General features: G+C 73.0%; 22 protein-coding genes and 1 riboswitch. Of the genes, 4 read left to right on the forward strand and 18 right to left on the reverse strand.

All coding sequences use genetic code 11. The annotated features are described in order from the left end of the window. Nucleotides 1–94 precede the first annotated feature (94 nt). From ABT247_RS02620 to ABT247_RS02635, 4 genes are all read right to left on the reverse strand, one after another. The gene (locus ABT247_RS02620; protein WP_350736786.1) at nt 95–922 is read right to left on the reverse strand and encodes a thioesterase family protein; all 828 of its coding nucleotides are present in this window, start codon (nt 920–922) and stop codon (nt 95–97) included. A gap of 121 nt (nt 923–1,043) precedes the next feature. Next, nucleotides 1,044–1,481, reverse strand: a complete 438-nt coding sequence (gene nusB / locus ABT247_RS02625; RefSeq protein ID WP_350736788.1) for a transcription antitermination factor NusB — start codon at nt 1,479–1,481, stop codon at nt 1,044–1,046. 4 nt (nt 1,482–1,485) lie between these two features. After that, complete coding sequence (gene efp / locus ABT247_RS02630; RefSeq protein WP_350736790.1) at nt 1,486–2,049, reverse strand: elongation factor P; 564 nt, start codon at nt 2,047–2,049, stop codon at nt 1,486–1,488. Nucleotides 2,050–2,128: 79 nt separating this feature from the next. Further along, on the reverse strand, nt 2,129–3,235 hold the full coding sequence (locus ABT247_RS02635) for a M24 family metallopeptidase (protein ID WP_350736793.1): 1,107 nt from the start codon (nt 3,233–3,235) through the stop codon (nt 2,129–2,131). Between the two features lie 164 nt (nt 3,236–3,399). Between ABT247_RS02635 and rpmG the strand changes: the two genes are divergently transcribed. Together rpmG and ABT247_RS02645 are read left to right on the forward strand one after the other, a co-directional pair. Continuing rightward, nucleotides 3,400–3,564 (forward strand): 50S ribosomal protein L33, encoded by a 165-nt coding sequence (gene rpmG, locus ABT247_RS02640; RefSeq protein WP_350736795.1) that lies wholly within the window; start codon nt 3,400–3,402, stop codon nt 3,562–3,564. 45 nt (nt 3,565–3,609) lie between these two features. Then, nucleotides 3,610–3,858, forward strand: coding sequence for a type B 50S ribosomal protein L31 (locus ABT247_RS02645; RefSeq protein ID WP_350736797.1), 249 nt, complete (start codon nt 3,610–3,612; stop codon nt 3,856–3,858). Nucleotides 3,859–3,924: 66 nt separating this feature from the next. Here the strand turns inward: ABT247_RS02645 and ABT247_RS02650 are convergent, their stop codons facing one another. Further along, a complete protein-coding gene (locus tag ABT247_RS02650) occupies nt 3,925–4,497 on the reverse strand; it encodes a helix-turn-helix domain-containing protein (protein WP_350736800.1) in 573 nt (190 codons plus the stop codon). A gap of 152 nt (nt 4,498–4,649) precedes the next feature. Here ABT247_RS02650 and ABT247_RS02655 point away from each other — a divergent pair, with 152 nt between their 5' ends. Continuing rightward, nucleotides 4,650–5,501, forward strand: coding sequence for an EamA family transporter (locus tag ABT247_RS02655; RefSeq protein WP_350736803.1), 852 nt, complete (start codon nt 4,650–4,652; stop codon nt 5,499–5,501). A 76-nt stretch (nt 5,502–5,577) separates the two neighbouring features. Here ABT247_RS02655 and nicT read toward each other — a convergent pair whose 3' ends face one another. Beyond that, nucleotides 5,578–6,690: a Nickel transporter NicT gene (nicT, locus tag ABT247_RS02660; protein ID WP_350736806.1), complete on the reverse strand. Its 1,113-nt coding sequence runs from the start codon at nt 6,688–6,690 to the stop codon at nt 5,578–5,580. A gap of 32 nt (nt 6,691–6,722) precedes the next feature. Further along, a riboswitch (cobalamin riboswitch) is annotated at nt 6,723–6,915 on the reverse strand. 81 nt (nt 6,916–6,996) lie between these two features. Here nicT and ABT247_RS02665 point away from each other — a divergent pair. Continuing rightward, nucleotides 6,997–7,380, forward strand: a complete 384-nt coding sequence (locus ABT247_RS02665) for an ArsR/SmtB family transcription factor (protein WP_350736809.1) — start codon at nt 6,997–6,999, stop codon at nt 7,378–7,380. 125 nt (nt 7,381–7,505) lie between these two features. On the opposite strand, the gene ABT247_RS02670 is transcribed toward ABT247_RS02665, so the two are convergent. The 12 genes from ABT247_RS02670 to ABT247_RS02725 form a co-directional block, all read right to left on the reverse strand. Then, nucleotides 7,506–8,315 carry an Fpg/Nei family DNA glycosylase gene (locus ABT247_RS02670; protein WP_350736811.1) on the reverse strand — a complete coding sequence of 270 codons (810 nt, stop codon included), beginning with the start codon at nt 8,313–8,315 and terminating at the stop codon, nt 7,506–7,508. Nucleotides 8,316–8,399: 84 nt separating this feature from the next. Continuing rightward, nucleotides 8,400–9,290 carry an AAA family ATPase gene (locus tag ABT247_RS02675; protein WP_350736940.1) on the reverse strand — a complete coding sequence of 297 codons (891 nt, stop codon included), beginning with the start codon at nt 9,288–9,290 and terminating at the stop codon, nt 8,400–8,402. Nucleotides 9,291–9,432: 142 nt separating this feature from the next. Beyond that, entirely contained in the window at nt 9,433–9,861 is a 429-nt protein-coding gene (gene aroQ, locus ABT247_RS02680) for a type II 3-dehydroquinate dehydratase (RefSeq protein ID WP_350736942.1), read from the reverse strand. A gap of 8 nt (nt 9,862–9,869) precedes the next feature. Next, a complete protein-coding gene (gene aroB, locus ABT247_RS02685; RefSeq protein ID WP_350736814.1) occupies nt 9,870–10,961 on the reverse strand; it encodes a 3-dehydroquinate synthase in 1,092 nt (363 codons plus the stop codon). Next, nucleotides 10,954–11,475, reverse strand: a complete 522-nt coding sequence (locus tag ABT247_RS02690) for a shikimate kinase (protein WP_350736817.1) — start codon at nt 11,473–11,475, stop codon at nt 10,954–10,956. Before ABT247_RS02690 ends, aroB begins: the two co-directional genes overlap by 8 nt. After that, nucleotides 11,472–12,656, reverse strand: a complete 1,185-nt coding sequence (aroC, locus tag ABT247_RS02695; protein WP_350736820.1) for a chorismate synthase — start codon at nt 12,654–12,656, stop codon at nt 11,472–11,474. The genes ABT247_RS02690 and aroC overlap by 4 nt, the downstream gene beginning before the upstream one ends. Before the next feature lie 174 nt (nt 12,657–12,830). Then, nucleotides 12,831–13,661, reverse strand: coding sequence for a shikimate dehydrogenase (locus tag ABT247_RS02700; RefSeq protein ID WP_350736823.1), 831 nt, complete (start codon nt 13,659–13,661; stop codon nt 12,831–12,833). 34 nt (nt 13,662–13,695) lie between these two features. Further along, nucleotides 13,696–15,537 carry an endolytic transglycosylase MltG gene (gene mltG / locus ABT247_RS02705; protein ID WP_350736825.1) on the reverse strand — a complete coding sequence of 614 codons (1,842 nt, stop codon included), beginning with the start codon at nt 15,535–15,537 and terminating at the stop codon, nt 13,696–13,698. 188 nt (nt 15,538–15,725) lie between these two features. Then, nucleotides 15,726–16,943: an endolytic transglycosylase MltG gene (mltG, locus tag ABT247_RS02710; protein ID WP_350736828.1), complete on the reverse strand. Its 1,218-nt coding sequence runs from the start codon at nt 16,941–16,943 to the stop codon at nt 15,726–15,728. Between the two features lie 211 nt (nt 16,944–17,154). After that, nucleotides 17,155–17,634 carry a Holliday junction resolvase RuvX gene (gene ruvX, locus ABT247_RS02715; protein WP_350736831.1) on the reverse strand — a complete coding sequence of 160 codons (480 nt, stop codon included), beginning with the start codon at nt 17,632–17,634 and terminating at the stop codon, nt 17,155–17,157. Next, entirely contained in the window at nt 17,634–20,303 is a 2,670-nt protein-coding gene (gene alaS / locus ABT247_RS02720) for an alanine--tRNA ligase (protein WP_350736834.1), read from the reverse strand. Before alaS ends, ruvX begins: the two co-directional genes overlap by 1 nt. Next, nucleotides 20,303–20,740, reverse strand: a complete 438-nt coding sequence (locus tag ABT247_RS02725) for a DUF6167 family protein (protein WP_350736837.1) — start codon at nt 20,738–20,740, stop codon at nt 20,303–20,305. The genes alaS and ABT247_RS02725 overlap by 1 nt, the downstream gene beginning before the upstream one ends. Between the last annotated feature and the right edge of the window lie 3 nt (nt 20,741–20,743).

Genomic DNA, 20,743 nt, shown 5'->3' on the forward strand with positions numbered 1-20,743 from the left:
TCCCCAGTTCCGGGCGCCACACACGTACGGCGTGTCACAGGAATGTAACCACCGGTAATGCCGGCGGTCGGACCGCCGTGTCCCGCCGGACACCTCAGGCGGAGCGCGGCACCCTCGCCAGCTGCCGGGACTGGGCGACGAGCCGACCGGCCTCGTCCCAGACCTCGGCGTCCTCCTCGAAGTAGCCGCCGGCCAGGTTGCGGGTGGCGTGGGTGACGCGCAGCCAGCCGGGCGCCGGCTTGGCCCGCAGGTGGACGGTCAGTTCGACGGTCGGCGCCCAGCCGGGCAGGCCGAGGTCGAAGGTGACCGGCGGCAGCGCGTCGGCGACCAGCAGGAGCAGCAGCGGGTCGGGCTGCCGGCCGTCGCGCAGCCGGAACCAGCCCTGGATCCGGCCGTTGCCGGAGGGCTGCCCGAGCGCCCAGCCGACGGTCGCCGGGTCGAGCCGCAGGTCGAAGCGCTCCAGCAGGGCGGCCTGCTCGATCAGCTGCGGCGGCGCGTGTTCGACGCCGATGCACTGGTCCGGCGGCGGCAGCTGGGGCGGCACGGCGGTGGTGCGCACCTCGCCCTCGACGGCGGCGAGATCACCGTGGCTGGCCACCACCCGCAGCCGCTCGACGCCGTCCTGGCTGAGCGAGGCGGTGCCGGTGGACAGGCCGCGGCCGGTGCGCAGCACCTCGGTGCGGACGGTGGCCGGGCCGGGGGTGGCGGCGGACAGGTAGTAACCGCTGATCGAGACCGGGTCGGGGTGCTCGTCGTGCTCCAGCGACAGCGCGTGTCCGGCCACGGCGAGCAGCAGCCCTCCGTTGATCCCGCCGCCGATCTGCCAGCCGGCCCCGAGCTCGGCCTGGTAGCGGCCGGGCTCCTCCGGGTGTCCGGTGAGGGCGATGCCCTCGTCGAACTCGCTGCGGATCACGGTGGTCATGGATCGGCCTGCCCTTCAAGTTACTGGCGAGTAGGGCACCACATTACGCCTGCCGGGTGAAACGCGGAACGGCCGCCGCGCCCGGGGTCGGGTGCGGCGGCCGTTCGCGGGGCGCGACCGGTTACCGGCGGATGCTCGGCTTCAGCTCCAGGAAGCGGGCGAGCAGGCCGTTCACGAAGGCCGGCGAGTCGTCCGTGGAGAACTCCTTGGCGATCTCGACGGACTCGTCCAGGACGACCGCGTCCGGGACGCCGTCCTCCCAGATCAGCTCGTACGCGCCGAGGCGCAGGACGTTGCGGTCCACGATCGGCATCCGGTCGAGGGTCCAGCCGACCGCGTACTGCTCGATCAGCTCGTCGATGCGACGGGCGTGCTGGACGTATCCCTCGATCAGCTCCATGGTGTACTCGCCGACCTGCGGGGTGCCCTCGTCGGGCTTGGGCTCGCGGGCGCGGGCCACCCAGTCGGCGAGGACCTGCTGCGGGTCGACCCCGCGGTGGTCGGCCTCGAAGAGGATCTGGAAGGCCCGGGTACGGGCCTTACTGCGTGCGGCCGACACGGACTTACTTCACCCGGCCGAGGTAGCTGCCGTCGCGGGTGTCGACCTTGACCTTCTCACCGGTGGTGATGAAGAGCGGCACCTGGATCTCGGCGCCGGTCTCCAGGGTGGCCGGCTTGGTGCCGCCGGTGGAGCGGTCGCCCTGGACGCCCGGCTCGGTCTCGGCGATCTCCAGCTCGACGGCCGCCGGGAGCTCGATGTACAGCACCGCGCCCTCGTTGGTGGCGACCAGGGCCTCGAAGCCCTCGAGCAGGTACTTGGCGGCGTCGCCCACGACGGCCGGCTCGACGGTCAGCTGGTCGTAGGTGTCCATGTCCATGAACACGAAGTTCTCGCCGTCCTTGTACGAGAACTGCATGCCGCGCTTGTCGACGTTGGCGGTCTCGACCTTGGTGCCGGCGTTGAAGGTCTTGTCGACGACCTTGCCCGTCAGGACCTCCTTGAGCTTGGTCCGAACGAAGGCCGGGCCCTTACCGGGCTTGACGTGCTGGAACTCGACGACGGACCAGAGCTTGCCGCCCTCCAGCTTGAGGACCATGCCGTTCTTGAGATCGTTCGTGGAAGCCACGGGCGCACTTACTCCTGGATATAGCTGTCAAGGAACCAAGGGGTTGCGTCCTGCCGCCGACCGCCCCGGGGGGCCGCCGTCACAGGGCGAGGAGCTCCTTGGTGGTGATGGTGAGCAGCTCGGGCCCGCCCTCCTCGAAGGGACGCACGACGAGCGTGTCCTCGATCCGGACCCCGCCCTTGCCCGGGAGGTGCACCCCAGGGCCGACGGTGACCGGCACGCGACTGTCCAGTTTACCCATGTCCGAGGGACCGAGGCGCGGCGCCTCCCGGATCTCCAGCCCGATGCCGTGGCCCACCGGGTGCGGAGAGGCCTCGGTGTGGCCCGCCGCCTCCAGGAGCTGCCGGGCGGCCCGGTCGGGCACGCACTGCTCCACGCCCGGGCCGAGGGCCTCCCGGGCGGCGCGCTGGGCCCGGAAGACCAACCGGTGCAGCTCCACCTGCCAGGGAGCGGGGGCGGCGCCGATCACGAAGGTCCGGGCGGTCGAGACGCCGTAGCCGCGGTACTGGGCGCCCATCACCACGGTGAGGAAGTCCCCCTCCTCCACCCGGCGGTCGGTCGGCTGGTGGGCGGGCTGGCCGGAGTGGCTGCCGGTGCCCACCGAGACCGGGAACGCGGCCCGGTCGGCGCCGTGGTCGATCATCCGGCGCTCCAGCTCCATCGCCAGGTGCCGCTCGGTGCGACCGACCAGGATCGACTCCAGCAGTTCGCCGAGCGCCTGGTCGGCGATCTCGGCGGCGATCCGCAGGTCGGCGATCTCGCGCTCGTCCTTGACCACCCGCAGCCGCTCGACGACCCGGTCGAGGTCCGCCAGCCGGGCCCCCTCCACCAGGCTCCCCACCGCCCGGTGGCGGGTGACGGTCAGGTCGTGCTCCTCCACCGCCAGGGCCCGCACCCCCAGCCGGGCGGCGGCGGCCGCGGCGGCCAGCGCGGTGTCCGACCCGGCCGACACCGGCACCTGGACGACGTCGGCGGCGATCAGGTGCTCCCCGGAGTCGTCCGGCGGCAGGTCGTCCGGCAGGGCCAGCAGGGCCCGGTCCGGGGTGAGCAGCAGCGTGGCCCCGCAGGGCGCGCAGCCCGTCAGGTACCGGACGTTCGCCGCCCGGGTGACCAGCGCCGCGTCGGCCCCGGCCGCACTGCAGTGCTCCCGCACCCGCTCCCGCCGCCCCGCGTACGCATCCGCCATGCGTCGAGCCTACGAACCCCGGGCCCGAACCGCCCGCCGAGCGCCCCCGCGGGTGCGGGAATGGGTGGGGCGGTGGCCGTGTTGTGTCCACTGAAAACGACATCCGTTTCAGCGAAGGCCCGGCCCGGCGTCCCGGTCCGGCGCCGCAGACGAAGGAGGACCCGATGGCCCGCAGCGAACTGCGCCCCGTGATCAGGCTCCGCTCCACCGCCGGCACCGGCTACACCTACGTGACCCGCAAGAGCCGGCGGAACGACCCGGACCGGATGGTCCTGCGCAAGTACGACCCGGCCGCCGGGCGGCACGTCGACTTCCGCGAGGAGCGCTGAGCACACCCCCCTCGAACCCCCCTCCCACCAGACAGGAGCTTCCCAATGAAGTCCGGAATCCACCCGAGCTACCGTCCGGTCGTCTTCCGCGACAAGGTCGGCGGGCTCGCCTTCCTCACCCGCTCCACGGCCACCGGCGCGAGCACGGTGGAGTGGGAGGACGGCACCACCTACCCGGTGGTCGACGTGGAGACCTCCTCGGCGAGCCACCCCTTCTACACCGGCCAGTCCCGGGTGCTCGACACCGCGGGCCGGGTCGAGCAGTTCCGCCGCCGCTACGGCGACCGGCACTGACCGGGCGACCGCGACGGCGACGGCCCCTCCCCCGACCCGGGGAGGGGCCGTCGCGGCACGGCGCCCTCAGCGCGGCGGCGGGACGGACACCACCATGGTCAGCCGCAGCAGCCGCCCGCCCGCGTTGCGGTAGACGTGGGCGTAGGAGGCGTCGAAGGAGACGGTGCTGCCGGCCGGCACCGGATGCTCCGTCCCGTCGTGCACCAGGGTCAGCTCACCCTCGTCGACCCGGATGATCTCCACCGTCCCGGCCGGGTGCGGCTCCGCGGCGTACTCCTCGCCCGGCTTCATCCGCCACTCCCACAGCTCGAGCGGCCCGGGCGCCTCGATGCCGTGCAGCAGGGTGCCGGTCCCGCCGCTCGCGCCGGTCCAGAGCGGGACGGCCTGGTCACCGGGGACGATCCGCACGTCCGGGCCCTCCTCGTAGTCGAGCAGGGTGGCGATCGAGACGCCCAGGGCGTCGCCGAGCCTCACCACGGTGGCCACGCTGGGGTTGGTGCGCCCCTGTTCGATCTGGACGACCATGCCGCGGCTCACCCCCGAGCGGGCGGCGAGGGCGTCCAGCGTGTGGCCGCGTTCGGTGCGCAGCCGCTTGAGGTTGCGGGCGAGGGCCTGGGCGACGAGGTCGGGGTCCGGCACGCTTGACAGTCCTCCGGTGTCCACATCCCGAAAAGTTCAGGATATTGCTCTGCGAAGTTCAGTTCAGTGAACTACGCTGCCGGTCCGGCAACGAGTCCATCCGACTGTACTTCGGAGTGCATTGTGCTGTCCTCCTCTCCCGGGCGCCTCCGGTGACCGTCCTGCTCGCCCTGTCCGCCAGCCTGCTCTGCGGCCTGGGCGACTTCGGCGGCGGCGTCCTCACCCGGCGGCTCCCCGCACTGGCCGTCGTGGTCGCCTCCCAGACCGCGGCGACGGTCGCCCTGCTCCTCGCGCTGCCGGCCACCGGCGGCTGGGCCGACCTCTCCCCCGCCCTCTGGTACGCCGTGGCCGCCGGCGCGATCGGCCCGTTCGCGATGCTCGCCTTCTACCGGGCGCTCGCGCTCGGCCCGATGGGGGTGGTCTCCCCGCTGGCCACCGTCGGCGTCGCCGTGCCGGTCGGCGTCGGACTGGCGCTCGGCGAACGGCCGGGGCCGGTCCAGCTGGCCGGGATCGTGGTCGCACTGGCCGGCGTGGTGCTGGCCGGCGGCCCCGAGCGCGGCGGACCGTCCGCCGCCCGCACCGCCCTGGTGCTGACCCTGGCCGCCGCGTTCGGCTTCGGCGCCAACATGGCCCTGCTCTCCCAGGCCTCGGCCGGCGGCGGCCTGCTGCTCGCGCTGTGCGCCCAACGCCTCGTCAACATCGCCGTCGGCGGCGCCGCGCTGGTGGTGAGCCTGCGCGGCACCGACACCTCCGCGCTGCTGCCGGAGCTGCGCTCCCGGCTGCCCCTGCTCACCGGGGTCGGGCTGGCCGACGTCGCCGCGAACGCGGCGTACGCGGCGGCCTCGCACGGCGGTTCGGCAGCGGTGGCCGCGGTGCTCGCCTCGCTGTACCCGGTGGTCACCGCGCTGCTGGCGCGCGGGGTGCTGAAGGAGCGGCTGCGCCCGGTGCAGGTGGTGGGCGCCGGCCTCGCCGTGGCGGGCACCCTCCTGCTCGCGTCCCCCTGAGCCGGGCCGCGGCCCACGACCGCGGCCCACGACCGCGGCCCAGGACCTCGGCCCGCGACGGCTCCGCGGCGGCGGCTCAGGAACGTTCGGGCGTCCAGCGCTTCTCGACGCCCGCCAGCTTCCAGTAGGCGATCGCCGCGGCCCACACCACCACGAACAGCCCGGCGATCGCGTACCCGACGTTGTCCAGCGAGATGTCCGCGATGAAGCCGGTGACCGGGTCGGTCAGGTCGAGCTTCTCGTGCAGCACCCCGACCAGCTCGATGGTGCCGATGATGAACGCCACGGCGATCGACAGTCCGGTGATGGTCAGGTTGTAGTACACCTTGCGCACCGGGTTGGAGAACGCCCACTGGTACGCGAAGTTCATGAACGTCCCGTCCAGGGTGTCGAACAGGCTCATCCCGGCCGCGAACAGCAGCGGCAGGCAGACGATCGCGTACCAGGGCAGCCCGGCCGCCGCGCCCGAGCCGGCCATCACCATCAGGGTCACCTCGGTGGCGGTGTCGAAGCCCAGCCCCAGCACCATGCCCACCGGGAACATCTGCCCCGGCCGGGTGATGGAGCGGGTCGCGCGGTTCAGCACCCGGGCCATGAAGCCGCGCGAGTTGAGGTGCTCCTCGAGTTCCGCCTCGTCGTACCGGCCGGCCCGCATCGAGCGGAACACCTTGAGGATGCCGACCAGCGCCGCCAGGTTGAGCGCGCCGATCAGGTAGAGGAAGGCGCCGGAGGCCGTCGTGCCGACCAGCCCGAGCCACTTGTGGGTGGCCGACTCGTCGTCCATCAGCGTGTTCGCCAGCTGGGCGCCGCCGGCCACCAGGGCGGCCATGAGGACCACCATCGAGGAGTGGCCGAGCGCGAACCAGAACCCGACCGAGACCGGCCGCTTGCCGTCCGCCATCAGCTTGCGGGTGGTGTTGTCGATCACCGCGATGTGGTCGGCGTCGAAGGCGTGCCGCATGCCGAGGGTGTACGCGGTGATGCCCAGGCCCACCCCGAAGACCTGGGTGCCGACCGCGTACTCGTGGGGCGCGACCAGGAAGACCAGCGTCCCGAAGGCCACCACGTGCATGGCCAGGATCACCGCCATCAACCCGGCCGTGCGGACGGTGTCCTCGCGCTTCCATCTGAACGTGGGCAGGACGGAGGGGGCCGCCTCGGTCGGGACGGCGGTTTCGGGCAGGGTCATCGTCGGATCACGCTCCAGCACCTCGTGGAATGACTTCGTGAGATGCCGTGGCCGGTCTCCTGGCTTACGGGGCTTCCGGACCCGCCTTCCCAGGCGCACGAGGCGCCCAGTGGCACATGGGTACGGACGACTGTCCCCCGATCACAGTGGCGAGGGCCGCTCCGGACTGGGACCCCTGAGGGTCCGTCACCGGTCTTCCCGAGCACCACGGCGGGCTACACCGTAGGGCTCGTGCTTCACCCTCGCAAGGTTGCGCACCTGTGCAGGTGTGCAGGATCACAGGTCACCGCCTGCGAGAATGTGGGCATGCATCTCGTACCGGCCGACCGCGCGGGCCACCGCACCATCGACGGGCACCGGGTCTGCGAGGCCATCGCCGCGATCGGCGACACCGCGCACGTCCGGTCCTGGGCCGAGCGGTTCTCCCTGCTCGCCGACCCGGGACGGCTCGCCCTGCTGCTCGCCCTGCACCGGGCCGGCCCGCTCGCCGTCAGCGACCTCGCGGTCGCCACCGGCATGCGCGACCCCGCCGTCTCCCAGGCCCTGCGGCTGCTCCGCACGGCCGGCGTGGTCACCGGGGACAAGGACGGACGTGTGGTGCGCTACCGGCTCGTCGACGAAGGCATGCGCCCCCTCCTCGACGAGTGCGCCGCCGCCGAGCACCACGAGCCGACCGCCGCCGCGGGCTGACCGGCCGGATCGGCCCGCCCGCGCGGCGCCTGACACGGTGTTCGCCGGCGCACGCGGATCCCTTTGCCGGACTCCCCCGGCCGGTCGACCCGGCCCACGGACTGGGCGCGACGCGGACCGGCCGCTCAGGCCACCTGGCAGGTCGGGCACCAGAAGAGGTTGCGGGCGGCGTGCTCCTCGGTCCGCACCTCCGTGCCGCACACCAGGCAGGGCATCGCGGCGCGGCGGTAGACGTAGACCTCGCCGCCGTGGTCGTCCACCCGCGGCGGTCGGCCCATGGCCTCGGGGGTGTGTTCGGGCCGGACGGTGTCGATGCGCCCGGCGGCGACGCCCTCGCGCATCAGGGCGACCAGGTCGGCCCAGATCGCGTCCCACTCGCCGCGGGTGAGGTCGCGGCCCGCCCGGTGCGGGTTGACGCGGTGGCGGAACAGCACCTCGGCGCGGTAGACGTTGCCCACCCCGGCCAGCACCTTCTGGTCCATCAGCAGCGCGGCGACGGTCGTACGGCTGCCCGATATCCGGCGCCAGGCGGCCTCCGGGTCGGCGTCGGCGCGCAGCGGGTCCGGACCGAGCCGGGCGGCCACGGCGGCCTTCTCGGCGCCGGTGACCAGCTTGCAGGTGTTGGGGCCGCGCAGGTCGGCGTAGCCGTCGTCGTTGGCCAGCCGCAGCCGGACCAGGCCGACCGGATCGGGCGCCGGGCCGGTGCCGAAGGTGAAGCCGCCGTAGAGGCCGAGGTGGACGTGCACCCAGGCACCCTCCTCGAAGCCGAGGAAGAGGTGCTTGCCGGTGGCCTCCGCGCCGGTGAGCAGCTGCCCGTCGAGCACCTTGGCCTCGTCGGCGAACCGGCCCTGCGGGCTGGAGACCCGCACGGGACGGCCACCGAAGGCCGTACGGCTCTGGACGGCGAGGCGGTGGATGATGTGGCCCTCCGGCACGGGCGTCAGCTCCCCCTGGTGTAGGACGTCAGGACGGGGTCCATCATCGCAGCCGCCACCGACAGGCCGGGCGGGCGCCGCTGGTCAGCGGACCGGCATGCCCATCAGCCGGGCCAGGATGACCCGGTCCAGCTCGGCGGCCGTACCGGCGACGTCCAGGTAGGAGTTGTCGATGATCGGCAGCCCGGAGTTGTACCAGCCGGCCATCCGCCCGTGGATGCGCGCCACCTCCTCGTCACCGAGCCGCCGGTTGCCGCTGCGGCGGGCGTTGCGGCGCAGCACCGAATCCAGGCTGGGCAGCAGGACGACCGGGATCATGCCGGGGCCGATGTGCCGCTTCCAGCCGCCGAGGCCGATCGCCGGGCGGTCCGGGAAGACGGCGTCGTCGATGATGCAGGAGATCCCGTTGGCCAGGTAGTTGCGGCAGGCGAAGCCGCAGGTGCGGCGGGCCAGCCGGTACTGGGCCTCGGAGGCGTTGTTCCAGCCGGACTGCGGGTTGGCGAAGCCGGACTGCACCCACTCGCGCACGTCGTCCAGGCTGATGTGCGCGGTCGGGGTGGCGCGGTGCTCGGCCCAGTACCGGGCGACGGTGGTCTTGCCCGCCCCGGCGGGGCCGATCAGCAGGACGGCGATCGGCCCGGCGGGCGCGTGCCGCTGCGGGGAGTGGGTCGGGAGCTGGACGGGCGTGCCGGCGGGCAGCACGAAGTGCCCGGTGCCGCCGGCCGGAACCGGCGCGCTCGGCGCGGGCGCGGGGCCAGGGCCGGGAGCGGCGGCCGGGACGGGCGCAGGCGCGACCGGAGCCGGTGCAGCGGGCGTGACCGGAGCCGGCGCAGGAGCCGGTGCAGCGGGCGCGACCGGAGCCGGGGCAGGAGCCGGCCCGGGCCCGGCCGACGGCCGGACCGTCGGAGGCGGCGGAGGAGGCGGCGGGACGGGCGCCCCCGACGGGGACACCCTCGTACCGCCCCCCGGTGGCACCGGCGGAGCGGCGGGACGCGGCGGGACCTGCCCACCTCCGGCGTACTGCGTCACGGCACCTCCCGACACCCTTTCAGCGGGGACACTACACGGCGGCCCGGCGGCGGGCACAGTCCGCCACCGGGCCGCCGGCCCGTCCCGCTCACCGCGCGGCGAGCTGCTCCGCCAAGGCGCGCAGCGCCAGCTCGTACGAGCCGATCCCGAACCCGGCGATGGTGCCGGAGGCGACCGCGGCGATCACGGAGTTGTGCCGGAAGGACTCCCGGGCGTACGGGTTGGAGATGTGCACCTCGATCAGCGGCGCGGTGCGCTGCGCGGCGGCGTCCCGCATCGCGTACGAGTAGTGGGTGAACGCGCCCGGATTGATCACCACGGGCACCTTCCCGTCGGCCGCCTCGTGCAGCCACTCCACCATCTGCTGCTCGGAGTTGGTCTCGTGCACCTCGACCTCGAAGCCGAACTCCTCGCCCAGCGCGGTGCAGCGCTCGACCAGCCCGGCGTACGAGGTGGCGCCGTAGACGTCCGGCTCCCGGCTGCCCAGCCGGCCCAGGTTGGGCCCGTTGAGCACCATCACCCTGGTCACGCCGAGACCTCCGCGTACGCGGCGACCAGCAGGGACGGGTCCGGGCCCTCCAGCACGGAGGTCTTGCCGAGGCCGTCCAGGACGATGAAGCGGATCAGGTCGCCGCGCGACTTCTTGTCGATCTTCATCGCGTCCAGCAGCTTCGGCCAGGCGTCCGCCCGGTAGCTCAGCGGCAGGCCGACCGAGGCCAGGACGGTGCGGTGCCGGTCGGCCGTCTCGTCGTCCAACCGCCCGGCCAGACGGCCGAGTTCGGCGGCGAAGACCATGCCGATGGAGATCGCCGCGCCGTGCCGCCACTTGTAGCGCTCGTTGCGCTCGATGGCGTGGCCGAGGGTGTGGCCGTAGTTGAGGATCTCCCGCCGACCGGCTTCCTTGAGGTCCCCGGAGACGACGTCGGCCTTGACCTGGATCGCCCGGCGGATCAGCTCGACGGTGTGCGGGCCGGCCGGAGTCCTGGCGCCCTCCGGGTCGGCCTCGATCAGGTCGAGGATGACCGGGTCGGCGATGAAGCCGCACTTGATGACCTCGGCGAGGCCGGAGACGTAGTCGTGCCTGGGCACGGTCTCCAGGGTGCCGAGGTCGGCCAGCACGCCCACCGGCGGGTGGAAGGCGCCGACCATGTTCTTGCCCTCGGCGATGTTGATGCCGGTCTTGCCGCCGACGGCCGCGTCGACCATGCCCAGCAGCGTGGTGGGCATCGAGATCCAGCGCACCCCGCGCAGCCAGGTCGCCGCGACGAACCCGGCCAGGTCGGTGGTGGCTCCGCCGCCGAGGCCGACGACGACGTCGCTGCGGGTGAAGCCGGTCTGCCCGAGCACCGACCAGCAGTACGCGGCCACCTCGGCGCTCTTCGCCTCCTCGGCGTTCGGCACCTGGAGCGCGATCGCCTCGTACCCCTCGCCGAGCAGGTCCTCGCGGATCGCGTCGGCGGTGGCGGACAGCGCCTCCGGGTGGATGATCGCGACCCGCTTGGCACGGGTGCCGATCAGCGGCGCCAGCTCACCGAGCAGCTGGTGCCCGATCAGCACGTCGTACGGGTCGTGGCCGGCGCTCCCGCCGACGTGGATCCTGACGGTGTTGTCAGTCATGGGGGGTCTTCAGCTCCAGTGCTTCCAGTACGGCGTCCGCGACCTGCGCGGGAGTGCGGCCGGCGGTGTCGACCACGGCGGTGGCCACCTCGAGGTAGAGGGGGCGGCGGGCCTCCATCAGCTCGCGCCAGCGGGCCCGCGGGTTGACCGCCAGCAGCGGGCGCGGGGCGTCCAGGCCGACCCGCTTGACCGCGTCTGCCAGCGGCACCTCCAGGAAGACCACCGGCAGCTCGCGCAGCAGCTCCCGGGTGGTCCCGGCCATCACCGCGCCGCCGCCGAGCGCCAGCACCCCGCCGTGCCCGGTGGCGGCGGCCCGTACGGCCGCCACCTCCAGCTCGCGGAAGTGCGGCTCGCCCTCGTCGATGAAGATCTCCGGGATGGGCTTGCCGGCCAGCGCCTCGATGTCGGCGTCGGTGTCCCGGAAGCCGACGCCCAGACGCTCGGCCAGGGCCCGCCCGACCGTGGACTTGCCACTGCCGGGCGGCCCGACCAGGACCACGACGGGGGCGGTCATCGGACGATCAGGTGCTCGAGGTAGTTCTGCACGTTGCGACGGGTCTCCGACACGTGGTCGCCGCCGAACTTCTCGTTCACCGCGTCGGCCAGCACCAGCGCGACCATCGCCTCGGCGACGATGCCGGCCGCCGGCACCGCGCAGACGTCCGAGCGCTGGTGGTGCGCCTTGGCCGGCTCACCGGTGCGCACGTCCAGGGTCTGCAGCGCCCGCGGCACGGTGGCGATCGGCTTCATCGCGGCGCGCACCCGCAGCACCTCGCCGGTGGACAGGCCGCCCTCGGTGCCGCCGGAGCGGCCGGAGGTGCGCTTGACGCCCTCGGGGGTGGGGACGATCTCGTCGTGCGCCTTCGAGCCCGGCACCCGGGCCAGCTCGAAGCCGTCGCCGACCTCGACGCCCTTGATCGCCTGGATGCCCATCAGCGCGGCGGCCAGCCGCGCGTCCAGGCGGCGGTCCCAGTGCACGTGCGAGCCGAGGCCCACCGGCACGCCGTACGCGAGGACCTCGACCACGCCGCCGAGGGTGTCGCCGTCCTTGTGGGCCTGGTCGATCTCGGCGACCATCGCCTTCGAGGCGTCCGCGTCCAGGCAGCGCACCGGGTCGGCGTCCAGCCGGGCCTCGTCCGAGGGCAGCGGCAGCACGCCGGCCGGCGCCTTGGCGGCGGCCAGCTCGACCACGTGGCTGACGATCTCGATCCCGCAGGTCTCCTTCAGGTACGCGCGGGCGACGGCGCCCAGCGCGACCCGGGCGGCCGTCTCCCGGGCGCTGGCGCGCTCCAGGATCGGCCGGGCCTCGTCGATCGAGTACTTCTGCATCCCGGCCAGGTCGGCGTGGCCGGGCCGGGGGCGGGTCAGCGCCTCGTTGCGGGCCAGTCCGGCGAGCACCTCCGGGTCGACCGGGTCGGCCGACATGACCTGCTCCCACTTCGGCCACTCGGTGTTGCCGACCATGATCGCCACCGGGCTGCCCATGGTCAGGCCGTGCCGGACGCCGCCGAGGAAGGTCACCTCGTCCTGCTCGAACTTCATCCGCGCCCCGCGGCCGTAACCGAGCCGGCGGCGCGCCAGCGCGTCGGCCACCACGGCGGTGGTGACCGGTACACCGGCGGGCAGGCCTTCCAGCGTCGCGACGAGTGCGGGGCCGTGCGACTCCCCCGCCGTCAGCCAGCGCAACGTACCCAACGGAGCTCCTTCATCAGCGGACCGGTCCACGGCACCGCCGCGGCCCGCCCCGGACGTGCCTTGTGCCTGAATCCTTTCATGCCCCAGCGGCACCCGGGGTCACAGTCCGCGTGACGGACAGCAACCGGTCACCATCCGGCCGTGGAGTGACCGCAAGCTGCTGCCCGGGGCACGCTAGCGCTCGGCGAGCGCCTTCTCGCCCGCCTCGCGCATCGCCGCCAGCGGCCCGGGCGTGCGCCCGGTGAAGGCCTCGCTCTGCAGCACGGCCTGGTGCACCAGCAGGTCCAGGCCGCCCAGGACGGTCGCCCCGCGCTCGGCGCAGGCGGCGGCCAGCGGCGTCGGCCACGGGTGGTACAGCACGTCGAACAGCGCGCCGGGGGCCGCCGTCAGCGAGTCGGCGAACGCGTCGGTCGCCCCGACCGGCGTGGTCGAGACGGTCAGCGGCCGCTCCAGCGCCTCGGCGCCGCGCTCCCAGTCGGCGGTCCGCACGGCGACGCCGAGCCGCTCGCCGAGCTCGGCCATCTCCCGGGCCCGCTCGGCGCTGCGCACGTAGACCGTCACCTCGCCGGTGCAGATCCGGGCGAGCGCCGCCAGCGCCGAGGAGGCGGTGGCTCCGGCGCCCAGCACGGCGGCGGCCGGCACCTCGGTGATGCCGCGCTCGCGCAGCGCGGCGACCAGACCGGGGACGTCGGTGTTGTCCCCGGTCCGCCGGCCGTCGGGGGTGAACACGACGGTGTTGACCGCGTCCACCGAGCGGGCCGTGGCGCTGATCTCGTCCAGCAGCGGGATGACCGCCCGCTTGAGCGGCATGGTCAGCGACAGCCCGGCCCACTCGGCCTCGTCCAGCCCGGCGACGAAGCCCGGCAGGGCCGCCTCGTCGACCTCGAAGCGGTCGTAGCGCCAGCCCTCCAGCCCGAGCGCGGCGAACGCGGCCCGGTGCAGGTCCGGCGAGAGCGAGTGGGCGATCGGCGAGCCGAGGACGGCCGCCCGGTGCTTGCTGGTCAACGCTGCCCCTCCATGGGCCGGTTACCGGTGCGGACTACTTGCTGGTGCAGTGGCCGCGGGCCTCGTCGAAGCCCTGGCCGGCCGCCTGGCAGTACTCCTTGACGTTGGCGTAGTGCTCCTTGCTCGTCTCGGCGAAGCGGGTCTCGGTCGGGGACATCGCGATGAAGTACAGCCACTTGCCGTCCGCCGGGTGCAGCACCGCGTTGATCGCATCGTCGCCCGGGTTGGAGATCGGCGTGGGCGGCAGGCCCGGGTTGAGGTAGGTGTTGTACTTGTTGGACGCGTCGTCCATGTCCTTCTTGGTGAGGTCCTTGCGGCCCAGCGAGTACTGCAGCGTGGTGTCCATGCCCAGGCGGTGGTGGGTCTCGGGCTCGTTGGCCAGGCGGTTCTGGATGGTCTTGGCCATCTTGGCGAAGTCCGCGGTGTTGTTGCCCTCGCGCTGCAGGATGCTCGCCTCGGTGATCACCTCGTAGGCGTTCTTCAGGCCGACCGAGGCGGCCTGCCCGTCCAGCGCGGCGTACTTCTCGGTGGCGTTCTTCACCATCTGCTTGAGCAGGTCCTCGGGCTTCATGCCGTCGGCGATGTTGTAGCGGGTCGGCCAGAGGAAGCCCTCGACGTTGCCCTGGGCGTAGCCGGGCAGGCCGAGGTCGTTGATCTGCGCCTTGGCGACGTTCGCCGTGGTGCCCTTCTGGAGCTTCAGCTTGGCGTCGATCATCGCGTAGATCTCGGAGGAGTTCTTGCCCTCCGGGACCACCAGGGCCGCGCCGCCCGCCTGGTCCAGCAGTTCCTTCAGCGCGGCGGCCGCCGACATCTCCTTCTTCATGCCGTAGTAGCCGTACTGGATGGTGCCGCACTTGGGCTCGGCGTTGCAGGCCTTGGTGAACGCGTCGACGCTCTTGACCACACCGGCGTTCTTCAGCACGAGGCCGATCTGCCCGCCGCCCGCGCCCTGCTTGACCTCGACCTGGACGGAGCCGGAGCCCTCACCGGTGAAGTCCGGCGGCGGCCCGAAGTGGTCCTGGTAGAAGCCGTAGCCCCACCAGCCGGCGCCGCCCATGGCGCCGAGCAGCACCAGCGCGACCAGCAGGCAGGCGCCGCCGTTGCGGCGGCCGGCCTTCTTGCCCTTCTCCTTGCGCTTCTTCTGGGCCTCGCGGGAGTCGTCCTGCGCGCCGAGGAAGCCGGACTCCGGGGCCTCGGCGTGCTCGTCGAGGTAGCCGTCGTCCTCGCGGTGGCCGTCCTCGCGGTCCTCCCACTCCTCGACGGCGGGCTCCTGCGCCGCGCCGACCGGGTCGGCGCCCGCCTCCAGCGCGGCGGCCTCGGCCTCCCAGTCGATCCCGTCCGGGCCGGGGCCGGCGGCGGGCGCGGCCTGGGCGGCGCCCTGCTGCTGCGGGGCCTGCTGCTGGGCGGGCGGCTGCTGGTACTGCTGTTGGTACTGCTGCTGGAACTGCTGCGGCACGCCCTGCTGCATGGCCTGGTGCTGGGTACCGGGCTGCTGCATGCCGGGCTGCATCGGCATCTGCTGCTGGGGATAGCCCTGCTGGGGCATCTGCTGCTGGGGGTAGCCCTGCTGGGGCGGCATCTGCTGCTGCGGGTACGGGTACCCCTGCTGCGGCATCGGCTGCTGGGCGTAGCCCTGCTCGGGCATCTGCTGGGGGTACCCCTGCGCCGCCGTCATCTGCTGGGGGTGGCCCGGCATCTGCTGCTGGTACCCCTGCTGCACGTCCTCGTACGGCTGCTGGACCTGCTGGCCCTGCTGCGGGTACTGCTGCCACTGGCCGTCCTGCTGGCCGGGGACCGGCTGCTGGCCGCCGTACCCGGGATCACCGGGGTGCCACGGCTCGCCCTGGGGGCCGTAGCCCCGACCCAGATCGGTCATTGATCCCCTTAACCGACGGTGACGACCGGAGGATCGGACCGGCCGTCCGGGACGAGGCCGTCCCGGCTGATTCTCGAACCGGCGTGCTAGCGCAGCGCCTGGGAGGAGACGTTACCGTACCGCAGCCTGGCACCCGCCCGGACGGACATACCGTCAGTGATCGACCCCATCCGGGGCCGGGGACCCGGTCACGGCGTCGCCGGCGGCGTGGCGGCCGCCGAGCCGCTGGGCGAGGTGCTCGGCTTCGCGGCCCGGGCGGCGTTGAACTCCGCCACGTTGCGCTGGTGCACCTCGTAGCTGTCGGTGAAGCGGGTGTCCCCGGGCTTCACGGTCACGAAGTACAGCCAGTCCCCCGGCGTCGGGTCCAGCGCCGCCATGATCGCCTGCCGGCCCGGGTTGGAGATCGGCGACGGCGGCAGCCCCGGGTGCAGGTAGGTGTTGTACGGGGAGTTCAGCTTGGTGTCGGTGACCGTGGTGTTGAGCGTCGAGCGGCCGAGCGCGTAGTTGATCGTGGAGTCCAGCTGGAGCGGCATGCCCTTGGCCAGCCGGTTGTAGATGACCCGGGCCACCTTGCCCATGTCCTCGGTGTTGTCGGCCTCGCCCTGCACCATGCTCGCGACGGTGACCAGCCCGTACAGGCTCTGCCCGAGCGTCTGCGCCACCACCGTGGCGTCGTCCCGGCTGTACTCCTTGCCGGCCCGCTCGACCATCTGCTTCAGCAGCTCCAGCGGGGTGGTCGCGTCGGTGACGCTGTACGTCGCCGGGAACAGGTAGCCCTCCGGGCTGCCGTTGGCGAAGTCCGGCAGGCCCAGTTCGGCGGCCTGCTCCTGGGCGGTCCGCCGGGTGGTGCCGTCGGGGAGGTTGAGCTTCTTGTCGATCGCCGAGTAGATCTGGTAGCCGCGCCAACCCTCGGGAATGGTGAGGCCGTTGGCGTTGGCCGGGTCGATCAGGATGGCCAGGGCGGCGGCGGCCGACATCTTCAGCCTGAGCGTGTACGTCCCGGGCTGGATCCGTCCGGCGGCCGCCGCGCTGCCCTTGGCCGCCCGGGTGAAGGCGAGCGAACTGGCCACCACCCCGTTGCGGACCAGCGCGGAGGCGATCTGGGACAGGCCGGCGCCCTCCGGCACGGAGACCTGGACGCTGCCGCTGCCCTGCCCCTTGTAGTCGGCGGCGGCGGCGGGTTTGCGCTGCCCCTGGAACCAGGTGTAGCCGGTCAGTCCGATCCCGCCGAACACCGCGATCAGCGCGAGCGCGGTGAGCCCGCAGGCGAGTCCGTTGCGCCGCCGGTGCGGATCCGGCGCATCGGGGCGCGGTCGGGGCGCGACCGGCGGGCGCCCCTCCGGCTCCAGCACCGGTGCGCCCAGGTGGCCGGGGGTGAGCCCCGGGTGGAAGTCCTGGTCGGTCATGGCTCACGCTCCCTCGGCGTCCCGAATCGCTCCGGTCCGGATCGGCCCGGGCCGGTCCGGATCCATCCGAACTGCCCCGAACTACTCCAAGTCGGGCAAGTCGATCTTCATCAACTCTTACCGACAGAAAACGGACACGGAATCGAACGAAAAAGGGGGCCGCGCGGATGTGTCCGCACGGACCCCTCTTCGGGACGTTAGATCAGGCCGGTCAGCCGACCGCCTCGACGCTCTCACCGGGCGGGCGTCCGCTCACCCGTTCGGACTCAAGGGCGGTCTGGAGGATCACCACCGCGGCGGCCTGGTCGACCACCGAGCGGCCCTTCTTCGCCTTGACCCCCGAGGCCCGCAGCCCGTGGGTCGCGGTGACGGTCGACATCCGCTCGTCCACCAGCCGGACGGGCACCGGGTAGAGCCGGTTGGCCAGCCGGAGGGCGTACGCGCGGACCTTCTCCGCCGCCGGGCCCTCCTTGCCGCTGAGCGAGCGCGGCAGCCCGACGACCACCTCGATGGCGTCGTACTCCTCGACGATCGCCGCGATCCGGGCCTGCGACTTCACCCCGGCCGGGACGGTCTCCACCGGCGTGGCGAGCACCCCGTCGGGGTCGCAGGACGCGACCCCGATCCGGGCGTCCCCGACGTCGACGGCGATCCGCCGCCCACGCCGGAAGGGCCTCTCCTCCTGCTCCATCAGCTGGCGCGCTCCGCGACCAGGCCGCGCACCGCGGCGATGGCCTCGCCGACCGCGGCCGGGTTCGAGCCGCCGCCCTGGGCGACGTCGTCCTTGCCGCCACCGCCGCCGCCGAGGGTCTTGGCGGCGGTGCGGACCAGCTCGCCGGCCTTGATGCCGCGGCCGCGGGCGTCCTCGTTGGTGGCGATCACGGTCAGCGGGCGGTCGTTCGCCACGGTGAACGCGGCGACCACGGCCGGGCGCGAGCCCAGGCGGCCGCGCACGTCCAGGACCAGCTTGCGCAGCTCGTCGGCACCGACGCCGTCGGCGACCTGAGCCGCGACCACCGCGATGCCGTGCACGTCCTCGGCCGAGTCGGCCAGGCCCGCCGCGGCGGCCAGCACCTTCTCCGCGCGGAAGCGCTCGATCTCCTTCTCGGCGTCCTTGAGCTTGGCGAGCATGCCCGAGATCTTCTCCGGCAGCTCCTCCGGGCGGCCCTTGACCAGTTCGGTGAGCTGGGAGACCACGGTGTGCTCGCGGGCCAGGAACTTGTACGCGTCGACGCCGACCAGCGCCTCGACGCGGCGCACGCCCGAGCCGATCGAGGACTCGCCGAGCAGCTTCACCAGGCCCAGCTGGGCGGTGTTGCCGACGTGGGTGCCACCGCACAGCTCCTTGGAGAAGTCGCCGATGGTGACGACCCGCACCTCGTCGCCGTACTTCTCGCCGAACATCGCGATGGCGCCGGCCTTGCGGGCCTGGTCCATCGTCATGACCTCGGCGGTGACGTCCAGCTCGCGGCCCAGCACGTCGTTGATCTTCTGCTCGACGTCCACCAGCACGCTGCCCGGAACGGCGGCGGGCGAGCCGAAGTCGAAGCGGAAGCGGCCCGGGGCGTTCTCGGAGCCGGCCTGGGCGGCCGTCGGGCCCAGCGCGTCGCGCAGCGCCTGGTGGGTCAGGTGGGTGGCCGAGTGGGCACGGGCGATCGCCCGGCGGCGGTCCACGTCGATCGTGGCGTACGCCGAGGCGCCCAGCACGACCTCGCCGAACAGCACGCCGCCGGAGTGCACGATGACGCCCGGGACGGGCTGCTGCACGTCGCGGATCTCCACCACCGCGCCGGACTCCAGCCGGATCCGGCCGTGGTCGGCGAGCTGGCCGCCGCCCTCGGCGTAGAACGGGGTGCGGTCGAGGATGATCTCGACCTCGTCGCCCTCGGAGGCGGCCGGCGACGGCACGCCGTCCACCAGCAGCCCGACCACGGTGGCCTCGCCCTCGGTGAGGGTGTAGCCGGTGAAGACGCTGGCGCCGGACGTGTCGGCGACCTCGCGGTACGCGGCGACGTCGGCGTGGCCCATCTTCTTCGCCTTGGCGTCCGCCTTGGCGCGGTCCCGCTGCTCCTGCATCAGCCGGCGGAAGCCGGCCTCGTCCACCTGGAGGCCCTGCTCCTCGGCCATCTCCAGGGTGAGGTCGATCGGGAAGCCGTAGGTGTCGTGCAGCTTGAACGCCTGCTCGCCGGAGAGCACCGCGCCGCCGGCCTGCCGGGTCTCGGTGACGGCGGCGTCCAGCAGGTTGGTGCCGGCCTTCAGGGTCTGGAGGAAGGCGGCCTCCTCGCCCACGACGACCGTCTCGATGCGCTTGCGGTCGGTCTCCAGCTCCGGGTACTGCGGGGCCATCGCCTTGATGGCGATGTCGATGAGCTCCTTGGCCACCGGCTCGGTCGCGCCCAGCAGGCGCATGTTGCGGATGGCGCGGCGCAGGATGCGGCGCAGCACGTAGCCGCGGCCCTCGTTGCCCGGGGTGACGCCGTCGCCGACCAGCATCAGCGCGGTGCGGATGTGGTCGGTGACCACGCGCAGCGAGACGTCCGACTTGTGGTCGGCGCCGTAGGCGTGTCCGGTGAGCTCGGCGGCGCGGTCGAGGATCATCCGGCTGGTGTCGATCTCGAAGAGGTTGTCGACGCCCTGCAGGATGGCGGCGAGGCGCTCCAGGCCCAGGCCGGTGTCGATGTTCTTGCTCGGCAGGTCGCCGAGGATCTCGAAACCGTCCTTGCCGTCGCCGTGGCCGCGCTCGTACTGCATGAAGACCAGGTTCCAGATCTCCAGGTAGCGCTCGCCGTTGACCGCCGGGCCGCCCTCCTCGCCGTACGCGGGGCCGCGGTCGTAGTTGATCTCCGAGCACGGGCCGCACGGGCCGGGGACGCCCATCGACCAGAAGTTGTCCTTCATGCCGAGGCGCTGGATCCGCTCGGCGGGGACGCCGATGACGTCACGCCAGATCTGCTCGGCCTCGTCGTCGTCCTTGTAGACGGTGATCCAGAGCTTCTCCTTCTCCAGGCCGTAGCCGCCGTCCGCGACGGGAGTGGTGAGCAGCTCCCACGCGAACTTGATGGCGCCTTCCTTGAAGTAGTCGCCGAAGGAGAAGTTGCCGCACATCTGGAAGAAGGAGCCGTGCCGGGTGGTCTTCCCGACCTCCTCGATGTCCAGGGTGCGCACGCACTTCTGGACGCTGGTGGCGCGCGAGAACTGCGGCTTGACCTCGCCCAGGAAGTAGGGCTTGAACGGCACCATGCCGGCGTTGACGAGCAGCAGGGTGGGGTCGTCGGCGACCAGGGACGCCGACGGAACGACGGTGTGGCCGCGCTCCTCGAAGAAGCGCAGCCAGCGGCGGCGGATCTCAGCCGACTCCATTAGTGGTCCTTCCGGTTCGGGGTGCCGCCCCGCGGCGGCAGCGCGCGGCGGGGCGTTTCTTCAATGGTCTGGGGTGCGGTGCGGCCGCCACCGGGGGCGAGCGCGCGGGACGGAGGCAGGGCGGCGGCCGGGCTGCCGGGCGCCGCCGAGATAGCTCGGTACTGCGGCTCGCCGCGCAGGACCCGGCGGGCGGTCCGGGGCTCGACGACGGCGGTGCCGTGCAGTCCGAGGTCGTCCTTCAGCTGCTCCTCGCGCTCGGCCATGCCGGCCCGCACGTCCTGGGCGAACTGCTTGGCGAGGTCGCCCAGGTGCAGCGCTCCGCGCGCGGCGGTGCCGGAGAGGCTGTCGGGGGTGAGCCGGTGGACGGCCTCGTTGGCCTTCCGCATGGCCCAGACGGTGGCGCCGGCGCCGACCGCCATCCAGAAGATGCGTGCCATGAC

Source organism: Kitasatospora sp. NPDC001539, assembly GCF_040298565.1.
Lineage (GTDB): Bacteria > Actinomycetota > Actinomycetes > Streptomycetales > Streptomycetaceae > Kitasatospora.

What these genes read in the sequence shown, in the direction of transcription:
- mltG (WP_350736828.1), bottom strand. Translation starts at nt 16,943, where the DNA reads ATGACCGACCAGGACTTCCACCCGGGGCTCACCCCCGGCCACCTGGGC.
- ABT247_RS02620 (WP_350736786.1), bottom strand. Translation starts at nt 922, where the DNA reads ATGACCACCGTGATCCGCAGCGAGTTCGACGAGGGCATCGCCCTCACC.
- rpmG (WP_350736795.1), top strand. Translation starts at nt 3,400, where the DNA reads ATGGCCCGCAGCGAACTGCGCCCCGTGATCAGGCTCCGCTCCACCGCC.
- alaS (WP_350736834.1), bottom strand. Translation starts at nt 20,303, where the DNA reads ATGGAGTCGGCTGAGATCCGCCGCCGCTGGCTGCGCTTCTTCGAGGAG.
- ABT247_RS02690 (WP_350736817.1), bottom strand. Translation starts at nt 11,475, where the DNA reads ATGACCGCCCCCGTCGTGGTCCTGGTCGGGCCGCCCGGCAGTGGCAAG.
- mltG (WP_350736825.1), bottom strand. Translation starts at nt 15,537, where the DNA reads ATGACCGATCTGGGTCGGGGCTACGGCCCCCAGGGCGAGCCGTGGCAC.
- ABT247_RS02725 (WP_350736837.1), bottom strand. Translation starts at nt 20,740, where the DNA reads ATGGCACGCATCTTCTGGATGGCGGTCGGCGCCGGCGCCACCGTCTGG.
- nicT (WP_350736806.1), bottom strand. Translation starts at nt 6,690, where the DNA reads ATGACCCTGCCCGAAACCGCCGTCCCGACCGAGGCGGCCCCCTCCGTC.
- ABT247_RS02645 (WP_350736797.1), top strand. Translation starts at nt 3,610, where the DNA reads ATGAAGTCCGGAATCCACCCGAGCTACCGTCCGGTCGTCTTCCGCGAC.
- ABT247_RS02665 (WP_350736809.1), top strand. Translation starts at nt 6,997, where the DNA reads ATGCATCTCGTACCGGCCGACCGCGCGGGCCACCGCACCATCGACGGG.
- ABT247_RS02635 (WP_350736793.1), bottom strand. Translation starts at nt 3,235, where the DNA reads ATGGCGGATGCGTACGCGGGGCGGCGGGAGCGGGTGCGGGAGCACTGC.
- aroQ (WP_350736942.1), bottom strand. Translation starts at nt 9,861, where the DNA reads ATGGTGCTCAACGGGCCCAACCTGGGCCGGCTGGGCAGCCGGGAGCCG.
- aroB (WP_350736814.1), bottom strand. Translation starts at nt 10,961, where the DNA reads ATGACTGACAACACCGTCAGGATCCACGTCGGCGGGAGCGCCGGCCAC.
- ruvX (WP_350736831.1), bottom strand. Translation starts at nt 17,634, where the DNA reads ATGGAGCAGGAGGAGAGGCCCTTCCGGCGTGGGCGGCGGATCGCCGTC.